Origin of the sequence: Edaphovirga cremea (genome assembly GCF_003332275.1) — a bacterium.
Lineage (GTDB): Bacteria > Pseudomonadota > Gammaproteobacteria > Enterobacterales > Enterobacteriaceae > Edaphovirga > Edaphovirga cremea.
Genome location: NZ_QOVA01000005.1, coordinates 1 through 14,889 on the forward strand (window position 1 = coordinate 1; position 14,889 = coordinate 14,889).

At 53.7% G+C, this 14,889-nt stretch carries 12 protein-coding genes; all 12 read right to left on the reverse strand.

Annotated features, from left to right (window positions below; genetic code table 11):
- Nucleotides 1-184 precede the first annotated feature (184 nt).
- Complete coding sequence (gene nuoN / locus DRI82_RS08605; protein ID WP_114193101.1) at nt 185-1,642, reverse strand: NADH-quinone oxidoreductase subunit NuoN; 1,458 nt, start codon at nt 1,640-1,642, stop codon at nt 185-187.
- 6 nt (nt 1,643-1,648) lie between these two features.
- A complete protein-coding gene (nuoM, locus tag DRI82_RS08610) occupies nt 1,649-3,178 on the reverse strand; it encodes an NADH-quinone oxidoreductase subunit M (protein ID WP_114193102.1) in 1,530 nt (509 codons plus the stop codon).
- Nucleotides 3,179-3,285: 107 nt separating this feature from the next.
- A complete protein-coding gene (gene nuoL, locus DRI82_RS08615; RefSeq protein WP_114193103.1) occupies nt 3,286-5,133 on the reverse strand; it encodes an NADH-quinone oxidoreductase subunit L in 1,848 nt (615 codons plus the stop codon).
- A complete protein-coding gene (nuoK, locus tag DRI82_RS08620; RefSeq protein WP_114193104.1) occupies nt 5,130-5,432 on the reverse strand; it encodes an NADH-quinone oxidoreductase subunit NuoK in 303 nt (100 codons plus the stop codon). Before nuoK ends, nuoL begins: the two co-directional genes overlap by 4 nt.
- Nucleotides 5,429-5,974 carry an NADH-quinone oxidoreductase subunit J gene (nuoJ, locus tag DRI82_RS08625; protein WP_114193105.1) on the reverse strand — a complete coding sequence of 182 codons (546 nt, stop codon included), beginning with the start codon at nt 5,972-5,974 and terminating at the stop codon, nt 5,429-5,431. The genes nuoK and nuoJ overlap by 4 nt, the downstream gene beginning before the upstream one ends.
- Nucleotides 5,975-5,987: 13 nt before the next feature.
- Nucleotides 5,988-6,530: an NADH-quinone oxidoreductase subunit NuoI gene (nuoI, locus tag DRI82_RS08630; protein WP_114193106.1), complete on the reverse strand. Its 543-nt coding sequence runs from the start codon at nt 6,528-6,530 to the stop codon at nt 5,988-5,990.
- A 14-nt stretch (nt 6,531-6,544) separates the two neighbouring features.
- Nucleotides 6,545-7,522, reverse strand: coding sequence for an NADH-quinone oxidoreductase subunit NuoH (gene nuoH / locus DRI82_RS08635; protein WP_114193107.1), 978 nt, complete (start codon nt 7,520-7,522; stop codon nt 6,545-6,547).
- A complete protein-coding gene (gene nuoG / locus DRI82_RS08640) occupies nt 7,519-10,242 on the reverse strand; it encodes an NADH-quinone oxidoreductase subunit NuoG (protein ID WP_114193108.1) in 2,724 nt (907 codons plus the stop codon). The genes nuoH and nuoG overlap by 4 nt, the downstream gene beginning before the upstream one ends.
- A gap of 146 nt (nt 10,243-10,388) precedes the next feature.
- Nucleotides 10,389-11,759 (reverse strand): NADH-quinone oxidoreductase subunit NuoF, encoded by a 1,371-nt coding sequence (nuoF, locus tag DRI82_RS08645; protein ID WP_114193109.1) that lies wholly within the window; start codon nt 11,757-11,759, stop codon nt 10,389-10,391.
- Entirely contained in the window at nt 11,756-12,289 is a 534-nt protein-coding gene (nuoE, locus tag DRI82_RS08650; protein WP_245956797.1) for an NADH-quinone oxidoreductase subunit NuoE, read from the reverse strand. Before nuoE ends, nuoF begins: the two co-directional genes overlap by 4 nt.
- A 2-nt stretch (nt 12,290-12,291) precedes the next feature.
- Complete coding sequence (nuoC, locus tag DRI82_RS08655) at nt 12,292-14,091, reverse strand: NADH-quinone oxidoreductase subunit C/D (protein WP_114193110.1); 1,800 nt, start codon at nt 14,089-14,091, stop codon at nt 12,292-12,294.
- 119 nt (nt 14,092-14,210) lie between these two features.
- Nucleotides 14,211-14,885: a NuoB/complex I 20 kDa subunit family protein gene (locus DRI82_RS08660; protein ID WP_114193111.1), complete on the reverse strand. Its 675-nt coding sequence runs from the start codon at nt 14,883-14,885 to the stop codon at nt 14,211-14,213.
- Nucleotides 14,886-14,889: the final 4 nt, after the last annotated feature.

Below are 14,889 nucleotides of genomic sequence, written 5' to 3' on the forward strand. Positions count from 1 at the left end.
ATTTCTTGTTGAACGTTTGCAGTTGCCAGACCGCAAACTGTTTTAACAAATCAAAAGGGGTTTTTATAACTGGCTCAAAGCTGAAAGCTTTACGGAACCTCCAGCCTAGCTGGAGGTTTTCTGTGCATAAAAAAGCCGCTGGATTAACCAGCGGCTTTTACGTTCAGTGTTGATAACCACTGAATCAGAACATAGGTTGTGCCATTTGCACCAGCGCGATCAACGGTTGTGGATAGATACCGAGGAACAACACCAGAATCGCAGAAATCAGTACAACCACACCGCCTGCAGTTAACGCCCAGTTACTTGGCGTATCACGTTTCAGGGATTCAGGTGCATTGAGGAACAAGCTGACAGTGACACGCAAATAGTAGTAAAGACCAATGGCGCTACCGACAACTACCGCGCCAGTCAGCCACCACAGTTGCGCACTCACGCCCATCGCAATGACATAGAACTTACCGATAAAGCCCAGGGTCATCGGGATACCTGCCAGAGACAGCATCATTACCGTCATCACAGCAGAGAGAATCGGCTTGTGCCAGAACAGACCGCGGTAGGAGAACAGCGATTCTGCATCAGGCCCGGTATACGGACTGGACATCAGGCTGACGACACCGAAAGCACCGAGGGTGCTGAACAGATAACCGGCCAGATACACACCGGCAGTTTCCATCGCCAGTTGATGGGTTTGCACCGCAATCAGCGCCACCAGCAGATAGCCCAGGTGCGCAATTGAGGAATAACCCAGCAGACGTTTGATGTTGCTCTGGCTGATGGCCATGATGTTACCGACCAGAATCGAGCAGAACGCGATGATAGCCAGAACCAGACGGACCGCTTCGCTGTCGGCAACCGGTGCATACAGAAACAGACGCATGACGACGGCAAAGATTGCAATCTTGCTGGCCGTAGCCAGAAAGGTTGAAACCGGTGCAGGTGCGCCCTGATAAACGTCTGGTGTCCAGAGTTGGAATGGCACCAAAGACAGTTTAAAACCGAGGCCAACAATCATCATGCCCAAACCGGCCAACAGCAACGGCTGATGCAGCATGCTGTCGCTCAGGCTTTTACCCAGCGCAACGAAAGTCAGGTTACCGGAGTCAGCGTACAGCAGCGCCATACCAAACAGCAGGAATGACGAGGCCGCGGCAGACAACAGCATGTATTTGATTGCCGCTTCCAGCGAACGCTTCTGGCGGTAGGCATAGCCAATCAACCCAAACAGCGGCAGTGAAATCAGCTCGATTCCCAGGAACAGTGCCGCAAGATGATTGGCGCACGCCAACAGAATGCCACCCATCGCGGCAATCAGTACCAATAAATAGAACTCTTCCTTGTTGTCCGGATAACCGGCCAGCCACGGATAAGCAAAGGTGCTGGTTGCCAGGCTGGCGAGTAATACCAGCCCGATGTAGAACATTGAGTAGCCATCAACCCGCAACAGCGGGGTGACTTCCATTGGGCCAGCCTGGCCGACAAAGTAAAGTGAAAGCAGCGCAATGTTGAGACCGATAACTGTCAGCGTCGCATTCACGAAATGGTCGCGTCGCCACGCAATGCACAGCATCACAACCACCACCGTCAATCCGACGATCAACAGCGGTAACAGTGCGATCAGTTGTTGAGGAGTTATTGTCATGGCGAATTACGGCCTTGTTGTTGGAATTGATGAAACTGACGATCCGAACCAGTGCTGCACGTTGCTCATCGCCGCGCTCGACGTATCCAGAATCGGCTGCGGGTAAACCCCGAGCAGAACCAGCAATACGACCAGCAGCAGAATGATAAACAGCTCGCGCAACGACATTCCCGGCAGCGGTTGGTCCGATTTTGGTGCACCGTAATAAGCACGCTGCATCATTACCAACGCGTAAACCGAGGCAAATACCAGACCAAAGGTCGAAATAACCGTGATAACCGGTACCACCTGGAAACTGCCGAACAGGATCATAAATTCGCCGACAAAGTTACCGGTACCCGGCATACCCAGTGTCGCAACCGCAAAGAACAATGATAGGGCCGGGATGAATTTTATCCGGCTCCACAAGCCTCCCATCAGACGCATGTCACGGGTATGCAGACGCTCGTAAAGCTGTCCGCAGATGATAAACATACCGGCAGCAGACAAGCCGTGTGCGATCATCTGAATCACCGCGCCCTGATAAGCCAGTTGACTGCCGGTATAAATGGCAATCAATACAAAGCCCATGTGGGACACGCTGGTGTAGGCAATCAAACGTTTGATGTCGGTCTGTGAGAAGGCCATCCATGCGCCGTAGAAGATGCCAATCACACCTAACCACATGGCAATCGGGGCAAAGTCGTGCGATGCATTGGGGAACAGCGGCAGGCTGAAACGCAGTAAACCGTAAGCCGCGGTTTTCAACAGGATCCCCGCCAGGTCAACAGAACCTGCGGTAGGTGCCTGACTGTGCGCATCCGGTAACCAGCCGTGTAACGGAACCACTGGCATTTTTACTGCAAAGGCAATAAAGAAGCCCAGCATCAGTAAATATTCCACGCCGTAAGACATTGGCGTATTCAGCAGCAACTCGTAGTTGAAGGTCCAGACATTCGTCGCATTATAATGAACGAACACCAGCCCCAGGATGGCAATCAACATCACCAGACCACTGGCCTGCGTATAGATGAAGAATTTGGTGGCCGCATTGATACGAGTCTTGCCGTCCGACGCTTTGTGTCCCCACAAGGCAATCAGGAAGTACATCGGCACCAACATCATTTCCCAGAAGAAGAAGAACAGGAACATGTCGATGGCAAGGAACACCCCGATAACGCCACCAAGGATCCACAGCAGGTTAAGGTAGAAGAAGCCCTGATAGCGTTGAATCTCACGCCACGAACAGAGCACTGCCAGCACCCCGAGCAGGCCGGTCAGTACCACCATCAGCAGGGACAGGCCGTCCAGTGCCAAATGGAATTCGATACCAAAACGTGGGATCCACGGCAGGACGAACTCAGATTGCCACTGCGGGATACCCGCTGGCACGATTAATGAATATCCCCCCTGCAACCAGAATTGCAGAGAAAGTGCCAGAGTCAGCCCCATGGCAATCAATGCGATCCAGCGCGGTAACCTGGTACCGAAACGCTCACACTGCCAACACAGCAGACCGCCGATAAAGGGGATAAGAATTAGCCAAGGTAGTAGCATGGCGTTTTGTGTCCCTTATTTGAATAAACTTAAAACTTGCTGTCCGGCAGGTCGCTGAATGATCAACGTACCTGCCCTCCTCGCGTCGTTTTACAATGTGTTATTCACTAAACTAATAACAACAGAGCCAATACGACCACTGCACCCAAACTCATCGACGCTACGTACCAACGCACCTGCCCATTCTCACTGATTGCCAGACCAAGGTTACCCCAGCGGGTAAACACGGCAGGCAGAGTCATCAGTGAGTCCAACGGGTCGCGTCGCAGCAGTTTCGCCACTGCCAGATAAGGTTTGACGAAAACCTTATCGTACAGCCAGTCAAAGCCCCAGGCATGGAACCACCAAACCGTCAGGAACCGGCCCGGTGCGCTCTTCGCGATGCTATTGACCAGCGTACGCTTGCCGAGGTACAGCACCGCAGCCAGCAGGATGCCAACAACCGCGATAATGCCCGACGCGATTTCCAGCGTCATGACACTGCCGTGCGCCAACTCGGTGGTTTCTGGCAGTACACCGCGCAGTGGCGGGACAATCATCGCGCCAATGAAGGTGGACAGAACCATCAGCACGAGCAGCGGCAGATGATGGGTAATGCCTTTACCCGCATGAGCTTTAATTTTCTCTTCACCGTGGAAGACGATGAAGATCATGCGGAAGGTGTACAGCGACGTCATAAACGCGCCAGCCAGGCCAGCAATCATCAGGTTGAAATGACCATTTGCCAGCGCACCGGCAAGGATTTCATCTTTACTGAAGAAGCCCGCAGTGATGATTGGCAAGGCTGACAGCGCAGCACCACCGACCAGGAAGCAGACATAAACCAGTGGAATGGATTTACGCAATCCACCCATCTTGAAGATATTCTGTTCGTGGTGGCAGGCAAGGATAACCGAGCCGGAAGAGAGGAACAGCAGCGCTTTAAAGAACGCATGCGTCATCAGATGGAAAATCGCCGCATCCCAAGCCTGAACGCCCAACGCCAGGAACATGTAGCCAATCTGACTCATCGTCGAATAGGCCAGGACACGTTTGATGTCGGTCTGCACCAGGGCAGCGAAACCCGCCAGTACCAGCGTAGCCGCACCAATGATGCCGACCAGATGCAAAATCTCTGGTGCCATCAGGAACAGACCATGGGTACGTGCAATCAGGTAGACACCGGCAGTCACCATCGTTGCGGCGTGGATCAGTGCCGAAACAGGGGTTGGGCCAGCCATTGCATCTGCCAGCCACGTTTGCAGAGGCAACTGAGCCGACTTACCTACCGCACCGCCCAGTAACATCAGCGTTGCCCAGGTAATTGCCGTCGACCCCATTTCCAATTTCTGCGGTGCCAATACCATCAGTTCGCGAATATTCAAGGTACCCAGTTCGTGATAGAGAATGAACAGGGCAAACGCCAGGAACACATCGCCGACGCGGGTCACGAAGAAGGCTTTCATCGCAGCCACGCCGTTGGCCGGATTGGTGTAGTAGAAACCGATCAGCAAGTAGCTGCACAGACCTACACCTTCCCAACCCAGGTACAACAGCAACAGGTTATCCGCCAGAACCAGAATGACCATGCTGGCGATAAACAGGTTGGTGTAGGCAAAGAAGCGCGAATAGCCTTCTTCACCGCGCATGTACCAGGATGCAAACATATGGATGAAGAAACCAACGCCGGTCACCACGGAGAGCATGGTCAGCGAAAGGCCGTCCAGCGTCAGCGTCGCCGCGATGTTAAAATCGCCGACCTGCATCCAGTTCCACAGATTCTGGTTGAACACCTGAACGCCGGTGGCTTTCTGACTCAGAAAATCAATGGCGACATACACAGTGACCAGAGCAGCCAGACCGATAGATCCGACGCCTACCGTGGCTGCCGTATTTTCAGACCAGCGACCGCGGGAAAATGCCAGCAGCAAGAACCCAATCAACGGTAGCAAAACAGTTAAATATAATAGGTTCATCCGCGCATCTCACTGACAGTATCGATATTCAGGGTGTGACGACGGCGATAGAGTTGTAGCAGCAATGCCAGGCCAATACTGGCCTCCGCGGCTGCCAGACTGATCGCCAGAATATACATCACCTGACCATCCGCCTGGCTCCAGTAGCTGCCTGCAACAATAAAGGCCAATGCCGCAGCATTGATCATCACTTCCAGACTAATCAGCATAAACAGCAGGTTACGACGAATCAGCAACCCGGTCAGCCCCAGCACAAACAGAATGGCCGCCAGAATCAGGCCATGTTGTAGAGGGATCATGCTTTTTCCTCCGCTTTTCTTTTCGCTGTATCGCTACTCAGGATGTCACCCGGTTTATGTTCGCGTCCGACATGGAACGCCACAACCAGACCAGCCAGAAGTAGCATTGACGCCAGCTCGACCGCCAGAACGTAAGGCCCGAACAGGGCGATACCCACGGCTTTGGCATCGACAACATTGCCGTCAATTCCCTGATCGTTCACGCTGCTGATGGCATAAATCAGCACCACGAGCAGCACCAGAGAGAGCAAACCCGGGCCTATCCATACGGAAGGTTTCAGCCAGGCACGCTCCTGATCCTGAACCGAGTCACCCAGGTTCAGCATCATCACCACAAACACAAACAGCACCATGATGGCACCGGCGTAGACGATGATCTCCAGCGCACCGGCAAAGTAAGCGCCGAGCGAAAAGAACACTGCAGAGATCGCCAGAAGGGAGACGATCAGATACAGCAACGCATGCACAGGGTTGGTGTGCGAGATCACGCGGATCGTCGCAACAACGGCCACCAACGCTGCAATATAAAATGCAAATTCCATGCTTGCTGGCTCCTTAGGGCAACAGACCTTTGACGTCGATCGGTTTGGCTTCGTTCTCAGCTTCACCTTTCGATTTGCCATCGATCGCCATACCGGATTGCCGGTAGAAATTATATTCCGGATACTTACCCGGGCCCGAGATCAACAGATCTTCTTTTTCGTAGACCAGATCCTGACGCTTGAACTCACCCATCTCGAAATCCGGCGTCAACTGGATAGCAGTAGTCGGGCAGGCTTCTTCACACAGGCCACAGAAAATGCAGCGCGAGAAGTTGATGCGGAAGAATTCCGGGTACCAGCGCCCATCTTTGGTTTCTGCTTTTTGCAGGGAAATACAGCTAACCGGGCAAGCAACTGCACACAGGTTACAGGCGACACAACGCTCTTCGCCGTCCGGATCGCGCGTCAGCACGATACGGCCACGGTAACGCGGTGGCAGGTAAACGGGTTCTTCCGGGTACATCAGGGTTTCACGCTTGCTGAACGCGTGCAGCCCGATCATCCAGATACTGCGTACCTGGGTGCCGAAACCAACCACTAACTCTTTTAATGTCATGGTTTATTCACCCCTTATTGAGCGTTGTACAAAATGACCGCAGCGGTCGCCAGCAGATTGAGCAATGTCAGCGGCAGGCAAACTTTCCAGCCAAACGACATCACCTGGTCATAACGCGGACGTGGCAACGAAGCACGAATCAGAATGAACATCATCATGAAGAACGCCGTTTTCAACGCAAACCAGATAAATGGCGGCAGGAATGGACCTTGCCAACCACCAAAGAACAGGGTGACGATCAGCGCGGAAACGGTCACGATACCGATGTATTCCCCCACGAAGAACAGACCGAATTTCATCCCGGAATATTCAATGTGGTAGCCATCGGCCAGTTCCTGCTCGGCTTCCGGTTGGTCAAACGGGTGACGGTGACATACCGCCACACCCGCAATCGCAAAGGTAAGGAAGCCAAAGAACTGCGGGATAATGTTCCACATGTGTGCCTGTGAATTCACGATATCCTGCATGTTGAACGAACCCGCCTGCGCAACAACGCCCATCAGCGACAAACCGATGAACACTTCGTAGCTCAGCGTCTGGGCGGACGCACGCATCGCACCCAACAAGGAGTATTTGTTATTGCTTGACCAACCGGCAAACAGAACGGCATACACCGTCAAGCCTGCCATCATCAGGAAGAACAGGATACCGATATTCAGATCGGTAACCACCCAGGTCGGGCTAACGGGTACGATGGCGAACGCCAGCAGCAATGATGTAAACGCAATCATGGGTGCCAGGGTAAAGATCACCCGGTCAGTAAAGTTAGGAACCCAGTCTTCCTTGAAGAACATCTTGATCATGTCCGCGACCAATTGCAGCGAGCCGCCCCAGCCGACACGGTTAGGTCCGTAACGGTTCTGGAACAGGCCGAGCAAGCGACGCTCACCGAAGCTCATGAATGCTCCGCAGGTTACAACAACCAGCAGAATCACCACCGCTTTCAGTATCGCAATCAGCACTTCGATCACTTCAGGTGTGAGCCAACTCATAGTGCAGCCTCCCGCAGATTCTCAACCGTGGCACCAACCAGAATCGGTGGGATGCCCGGCAAGCCCAGCGGCAGACCCACTTGTCCCTGACTCAATGTGTCACTCAGGCGCACTGGCAGACGCAGTGTCTGACCTGCACAATTGAATTCCACCAGCGTGCCAAGATTCACACCGAGCTTCGCAGCATCCGTGGTGTTCACCATGACGTAAGGCTGTGGCATGCGTTGCTGAATCACAGCAGAACGCTGGGACATCTCTTCGCTGCCGAACAGGTGGTAATAAGGGGCTACACACCACTTCCCTTGCGCGTTGAACGCAGCAGGGATGCTGTTGAAGTAGTCGAGGTTTCCCTCCCCTGCTTCAATCAGGCGCACACCTGGATCGCCATGACGCAGTGACCCACCCACTTCAGACTGGAATTTGTTCCATGCCTGCGGTGAGTTCCAGCCTGGAGCCCAGGCAAACGGGATCTGTTGGCGATCGGCCAGCGGACTGTTGTTCCCTTCCATGGAGAAGGCAAACATGGTGTCTTTATCTTGTGGTTGACGCGGTTCATGCACGCTGATATCAGCGCGCATCGCAGTACGTCCGCTGGAGCGGTTTGGAGAACGCGCCAGTTTCTGACCACGGATACGGAAGGTCGCATCGGGCGCGGCTTCAACAATGCCTTTCAACTGCGGAAGTGCAGCCACACACGCTTCGATCACATGATCCAGTTGCGTCCAGTCGACGTGACGGCTGGTGAAGGTGGAATGCAGCGAATGCATCCAGCGCCAGCTTTCAAGCATCGCGACAGTGGTGTCGTAATACGCCGGATCGTAGACCTGGAAGAAACGCTGTGCGCGCCCTTCCTGATTCACCAGCGTACCGTCACTTTCTGCAAAGCTGGCGGCAGGAATAATCAGGGTGGCTTTATCCATCAACGCAGTGCGTTGATGATCGACCACAATCAGGTTGCTGACTTTTGCCAACGCAGCATCCACTTTATCTGCCTGCGCATGACGGTAGAGATCGTTCTCCATCACAATAACGCTGTCGGCTTCACCACTTTCAAGCTGAGCCAACGCATCGTCCAGGGAACCACCACCAATCATTGACAGGCCGACACTGTTCGCCTCTGCAGCAACAAAGGTAATACCGACATCAGAACCACGGGCTTTCAACGCTTTCGCGACGTTTGCCGCGGCTTCAATGATCGCATCACTGCCTGCATTGGTGCCGGTAATGATTAATGGTTTCTTCGCACCAGCCAACGCCTGCACGATCACATCGATTTTCTTGTCCAAACCTTCAGCAAGATCGCTGACGGCTGGCGCTGCACTATCCAATGCATGGGCAATGGCGAAGCCGAAACGCGCCTGCTCATCAACCGAAGCGCGATAGTTCCACGCAGAAATATCGTCGAGACGGGTGTCATCAACATTGGTGGTAAACAGCGGATGCTTGGCGCGTTGACCAATATTCTGTATCGCCGCGATCTGCCAGTCAGCCACTTTCTGCGCTGCCGCCATCTCACGGGCCTTGCCTTTCACCGCCTGACGGACTGACAGGGCAACACGCGCACCGGTCTGGGTAATATCTTCGCCCAGCACCAATACCGCATCGTAGCCTTCAATCTCACGCAGTGGTGGCGTGTGAATGCCGCTGTTGCGCAGAATGTTCAGCATCAATTGCAGACGTGATTGCTCACCCGCAGAGATACCGGTGTAGAAGTTTTCCGCGCCGACCAGTTCACGCAAAGCAAAGTTGCTTTCCAGACTCGCGCGCGAAGAACCGATCCCGATAGTTTTCTTTGCATTACGCAAGATGCCAGCCGCGCCTTGCATGGCCTGTTCCGCATTCAGCGTAATCCAGTCGCTGCCGCGCAGTTGGCGAGGGTGTTTCGGGCGATCCTTCAGGTTGACATAGCCATAACCAAAACGGCCACGGTCACACAGGAAGTAGTGGTTGACGGTCCCGTTGTAGCGGTTTTCGATACGGCGCAATTCGCCGTAGCGTTCACCAGGGCTGGTATTGCAACCGACGCTGCACTGCTGGCAGATGCTCGGGGCAAACTGCATATCCCACTTACGGTTATAACGCTCCGAGTGGGTTTTGTCGGTGAATACGCCTGTCGGGCAGACTTCTACCAGGTTACCAGAGAACTCGCTTTCCAGCGTGCCATCTTCCGTACGACCAAAGTAGACGTTGTCATGCGCGCCATAGACGCCCAGATCGGTACCGTCCGCGTAGTCTTTGTAGTAACGCACACAACGGTAACAGGCGATACAGCGGTTCATCTCATGTGAAATGAATGGACCGAGATTCTGGTTGTTATGGGTACGCTTACTAAAACGATAGCGACGGAAACTGTGGCCAGTCATCACTGTCATATCTTGCAGATGACAGTTACCGCCCTCTTCACAAACTGGACAGTCATGCGGATGGTTGGTCATCAACCATTCCACAACGCTCGCACGGAACTCTTGGGCTTCCTGATCGTCGATAGAAATGAAAGTTCCGTCGGCAGCCGGTGTCATACATGACATTACTAAACGGCCGCGCGTATCTTCCGCGTTTTGGTATTGCTTTACCGCGCACTGGCGGCAAGCGCCGACGCTGCCAAGCGCCGGGTGCCAGCAAAAATAAGGAATATCGAGGCCGAGAGAGAGGCAAGCCTGCAGCAGGTTTTCCGCTCCGTCTACATCATATTCTTTGCCGTCTACATGAATCGTAGCCATAGTCAGCATGCTTCCACGTGGCCCAACCTTTCGGTGGGCGTTAATCAAAAATTCTTGCCGGGTTGGCGATTATCATCTCAGGCGACGTAAAACCCATTCGGGTTGGCTTTACGCGCAGCGGGCTCACCGTCCGCTGACTGATGCCCTTACCAACGCTGCTTGAGCAGGTTATTGGACTGAATACCGCCGATAGCACGCGCATTGCTGTAATGCTGCTTGGCGATACCCGCCTCAAACTCTTCCCGGAAATATTTAATGGCGCTTTGCAGCGGCTCAACGGCACCCGGTGCGTGGGCGCAGAATGTTTTACCCGGACCGAGGAAGCGGCAGAGCTGCTCCAGGGTTTCGATATCGCCAGGCTGACCTTCGCCACGCTCCAGCGCACGCAGGATCTTCACACTCCACGGCAAACCATCGCGGCACGGCGTACACCAGCCACAGGATTCACGCGAAAAAAACTCTTCCAGGTTGCGTACCAGCGAGACCATGTTGATCTCATGGTCAACGGCCATCGCCAGCGCAGTCCCCAAACGGCTGCCTGCTTTACCAATATTTTCGAAGTCCATCGGCAGATCGAGGTGGTCGCTGGTCAGGAAGTCTGTTCCTGCGCCGCCGGGTTGCCAGGCTTTGAATTTAAGCCCGTCGCGCATGCCGCCAGCATAGTCTTCCAGAATCTCACGAGCGGTGATACCAAACGGCAACTCCCACAGTCCAGGGTTTTTCACCCGGCCTGAAAAGCCCATCAGTTTGGTTCCGGCATCGCTACTCATGCCTGCGGAAATACCTTTGTACCAATCACCCCCGTATTCAATGATCGCCGGAACGTTACAGAGCGTTTCGACGTTATTCACGCAGGTTGGTTTGCCCCAGGCACCTGAGGAAGCAGGGAATGGTGGCTTGGAACGTGGATTGGCGCGACGGCCTTCGAGCGAGTTGATCAGTGCGGTTTCTTCCCCGCAGATATAACGGCCAGCGCCGGTATGTACGATCAGCTCAAAATCAAAACCGCTGCCGAGAATATTTTTACCCAGCAGGCCAGCTTCGGTCGCTTCGGCAATGGCGCGGCGCAGATTCACCGCAGACTCAATATATTCACCGCGCAGGAAGATATAGCCACGATAGGCTTTCAAGGCGAAAGCACTGATCAGCATACCTTCTACCAGCAGATGAGGCAGTTGCTCCATCAACAGGCGGTCTTTGTAGGTCCCCGGCTCCATTTCGTCGGCATTGCACAGCAGGTAACGGATGTTCATGCTCTCGTCTTTTGGCATCAGGCTCCACTTCAGTCCCGTGGAGAAGCCTGCACCACCGCGCCCTTTCAGGCCCGCGTCCTTGACCAGAGAAACAATCTCATCCTGCGACATCCCTTTCAGTGCTTTTTCAGCGCCGACATAACCGTTTTTGCTGCGGTATTCATCCAGCCACACTGGCTGTTCATCATCACGCAAACGCCAGGTCAGCGGGTGCTTCTCGGCGGTACGGATGATTTCTCTTGGCGTATAACCCGTTGTTGTCATTGGTACTGCTCCAGTAGCCCGTCAATATCTTCCGGCTTCAGGTGACTATGGGTGTCGTCGTCGATCATCATCGTCGGCCCTTTGTCGCAGTTACCCAGGCAACAGGTCGGCAGCAGGGTAAAACGGCCATCACCGGTGGTCTGACCCGGCTGGATACTGAGTTTCTTCTCAATAGCCGCCTGAATGCCCTGATAGCCGGTGATATGACACACCACGCTGTCGCAATAACGGATAACATGTCGGCCTACTGGCTGACGGAAGATCTGGCTGTAGAACGTTGCAACACCTTCCACGTCACTGGCAGGAATACCCAATACGTCGGCGATCGCATAGATCGCGCCATCAGGCACCCAGCCGCGCTGTTTCTGTACTATTTTCAGAGCTTCGATCGACGCCGCGCGTGGATCTTCGTAATGATGCTTCTCATGTTCGATCGCATCCCGCTCTGCGGCGCTGAGTTCAAACGCCACTTTCTCGACTGGCGCTGCATCAATGAACAGCGGTTGTGAGTCTTTGTTTAAATCTGTCATCGTTAGCGGTCCACATCTGACATTACAAAATCGATACTGCCGAGATATACGACAAGGTCGGATACCAGGCTGCCACGTATAACCGAAGGGATCTGCTGCAAGTGAGGAAAACTCGGTGTACGGATGCGCGTACGATAGCTCATGGTGCTCGCGTCGCTGGTCAGGTAGTAACTATTGATTCCCTTGGTCGCCTCAATCATCTGGAATGATTCGTTTGCAGGCATCACTGGCCCCCACGACACTTGCAGGAAGTGGGTAATCAGGGTTTCGATATGCTGCAACGTGCGCTCTTTCGGCGGTGGCGTCGTCAATGGGTGATCGGCCTTGAACGGACCTTCCGGCATATTGTTCAGGCACTGCTCAAGAATGCGCAGACTCTGGCGCAGCTCTTCAACCTTAAGCATTACGCGCGAGTAGCAATCGCTGACGCCATTACCTACCGGCACTTCAAAGTCGAAGTTTTCATAACCTGAGTAAGGCCGCCATTTACGCACGTCAAAAGCAATACCCGTCGCGCGCAGACCCGCACCCGTCACGCCCCAGTCCAGCGCGTCTTTGGCGTTGTATTCCGCGACGCCCATGGTACGGCCTTTCAGGACGGTGTTTTTCAGCGCAGCCTTCACATAGGAATCGAGACGCGCAGGCATCCAATCGAGGAACTCACGCAGCAGGCGATCCCAGCCTTTCGGCAGATCGTGTGCCACGCCACCAATACGGAACCAGGCCGGATGCATACGGAAACCCGTAATGGCTTCAACCAAATCATAAATTTTCTGGCGATCGGTAAACGCAAAGAACACCGGCGTCATGGCACCGACGTCCTGAATAAAGGTACTGATATAAAGCAGGTGGCTGTTGATACGGAATAGCTCAGAAAGCATCACACGGATCGTGTTGACACGATCCGGCACTACGATGCCCGCCAGTTTTTCAACGGCAAGCACGTAAGGCATTTCATTGACGCAGCCGCCAAGATATTCGATACGATCGGTGTACGGAATGTAGCTGTGCCACGACTGGCGCTCGCCCATTTTTTCCGCACCACGGTGGTGGTAGCCGATATCTGGAACGCAGTCGACTATCTCTTCGCCGTCCAACTGTAAAATGATACGGAAAGCACCATGGGAAGACGGGTGGTTTGGACCGAGGTTGAGGAACATGAAGTCCTCATTTTCGGTGCCACGCTTCATGCCCCACGCTTCTGGTTTGAAAGTCAGCGACTCCATCTCCAGATCTTCTTTCTGTTTGGTTAATTCAAACGGATCGAATTCGGTGGCACGCGCCGGGTAATCTTTACGCAGCGGGTGGCCTTCCCAGGTATGCGGCATCATGATGCGGGTCAGATGCGGGTGTCCGTCGAAGGTCACACCGAACATCTCCCAGGTTTCACGCTCATACCAGTTGGCATTAGGGAAAATCTTTGTCAGCGTCGCGACATGCAGATCGTTCTCTGCCAACGCCACTTTCAGCATGATGTCGCGATTACGTTCGATGGAAATCAGATGATAGAAAACGGAAAAATCCGCGGCAGGAAGACCTTCGCGGTGAGTACGAAGACGCTCATCTACACCATGCAAATCGAACAGCATGACGTAAGGCTTCGGCTGTTTTCTCAAAAACGTGATTATTTCCAGTAACTGTTCGCGCTTGACCCATACCACGGGCATTCCGGTACGCGTCGGTTGAACAGTGAAAGCATCAGGTCCAAAACGGTTACGCAGTTCGCCGATGACCGGATCATCCTGATGATCGCGGGTCTGCCATGCGGGCTGGGCGAGGTCATGCGTCGTCAAATCTGTCATAATTTTTTTTCACCACACTAAATGGTCATTTTGCCCCAGAACTCCCGTTTTCCGAGCTTTTCACATGCTCAATCAAACGGTGAAAGCGAGAGCCAATGGTTGACTATCCGACCGCAGCGTTAAATCTCGTCAGGTGTACGCAGATTGGTCACGGCGATACGCTCACCGCGCTTACGTTCTCTTTCTGACTGCATGTTGGCACGGTAAACACCCTGATCGCCCACCACCCACGAGAGAGGACGGCGCTCTTTGCCAATGGATTCCTGCAACAATAACAACGCTTGCATATAGGCTTCCGGACGCGGCGGGCAGCCAGGGATGTACACATCAACCGGCAGGAATTTATCTACGCCCTGCACAACTGAATAGATGTCATACATGCCACCGGAGTTGGCACAGGCACCCATGGAAATAACCCATTTAGGTTCCAGCATCTGGTCATACAGTCGCTGGATAACCGGCGCCATTTTGGTAAAGCAGGTTCCTGCAATAACCATCAGGTCGGCCTGGCGCGGTGATGCACGCAAAACTTCCGCCCCGAAACGCGCAACGTCATGTACTGCGGTAAACGACGTCACCATCTCTACATAACAGCAGGAAAGGCCAAAGTTGAATGGCCAAATAGAATTTTTTCGACCCCAATTCACCATGTCGTGCAATGAGTTTTCGAGTTTCCCCATATACACACTGCGGTGAACTTGCTGCTCCAGAGGATCGCTGACGATCTCCTGTTTTTGCAGGGGATAACGGTCGTTCTCACCGTCCGGGTCTATGCGGGTGAGCGTATAGTCCATCTTA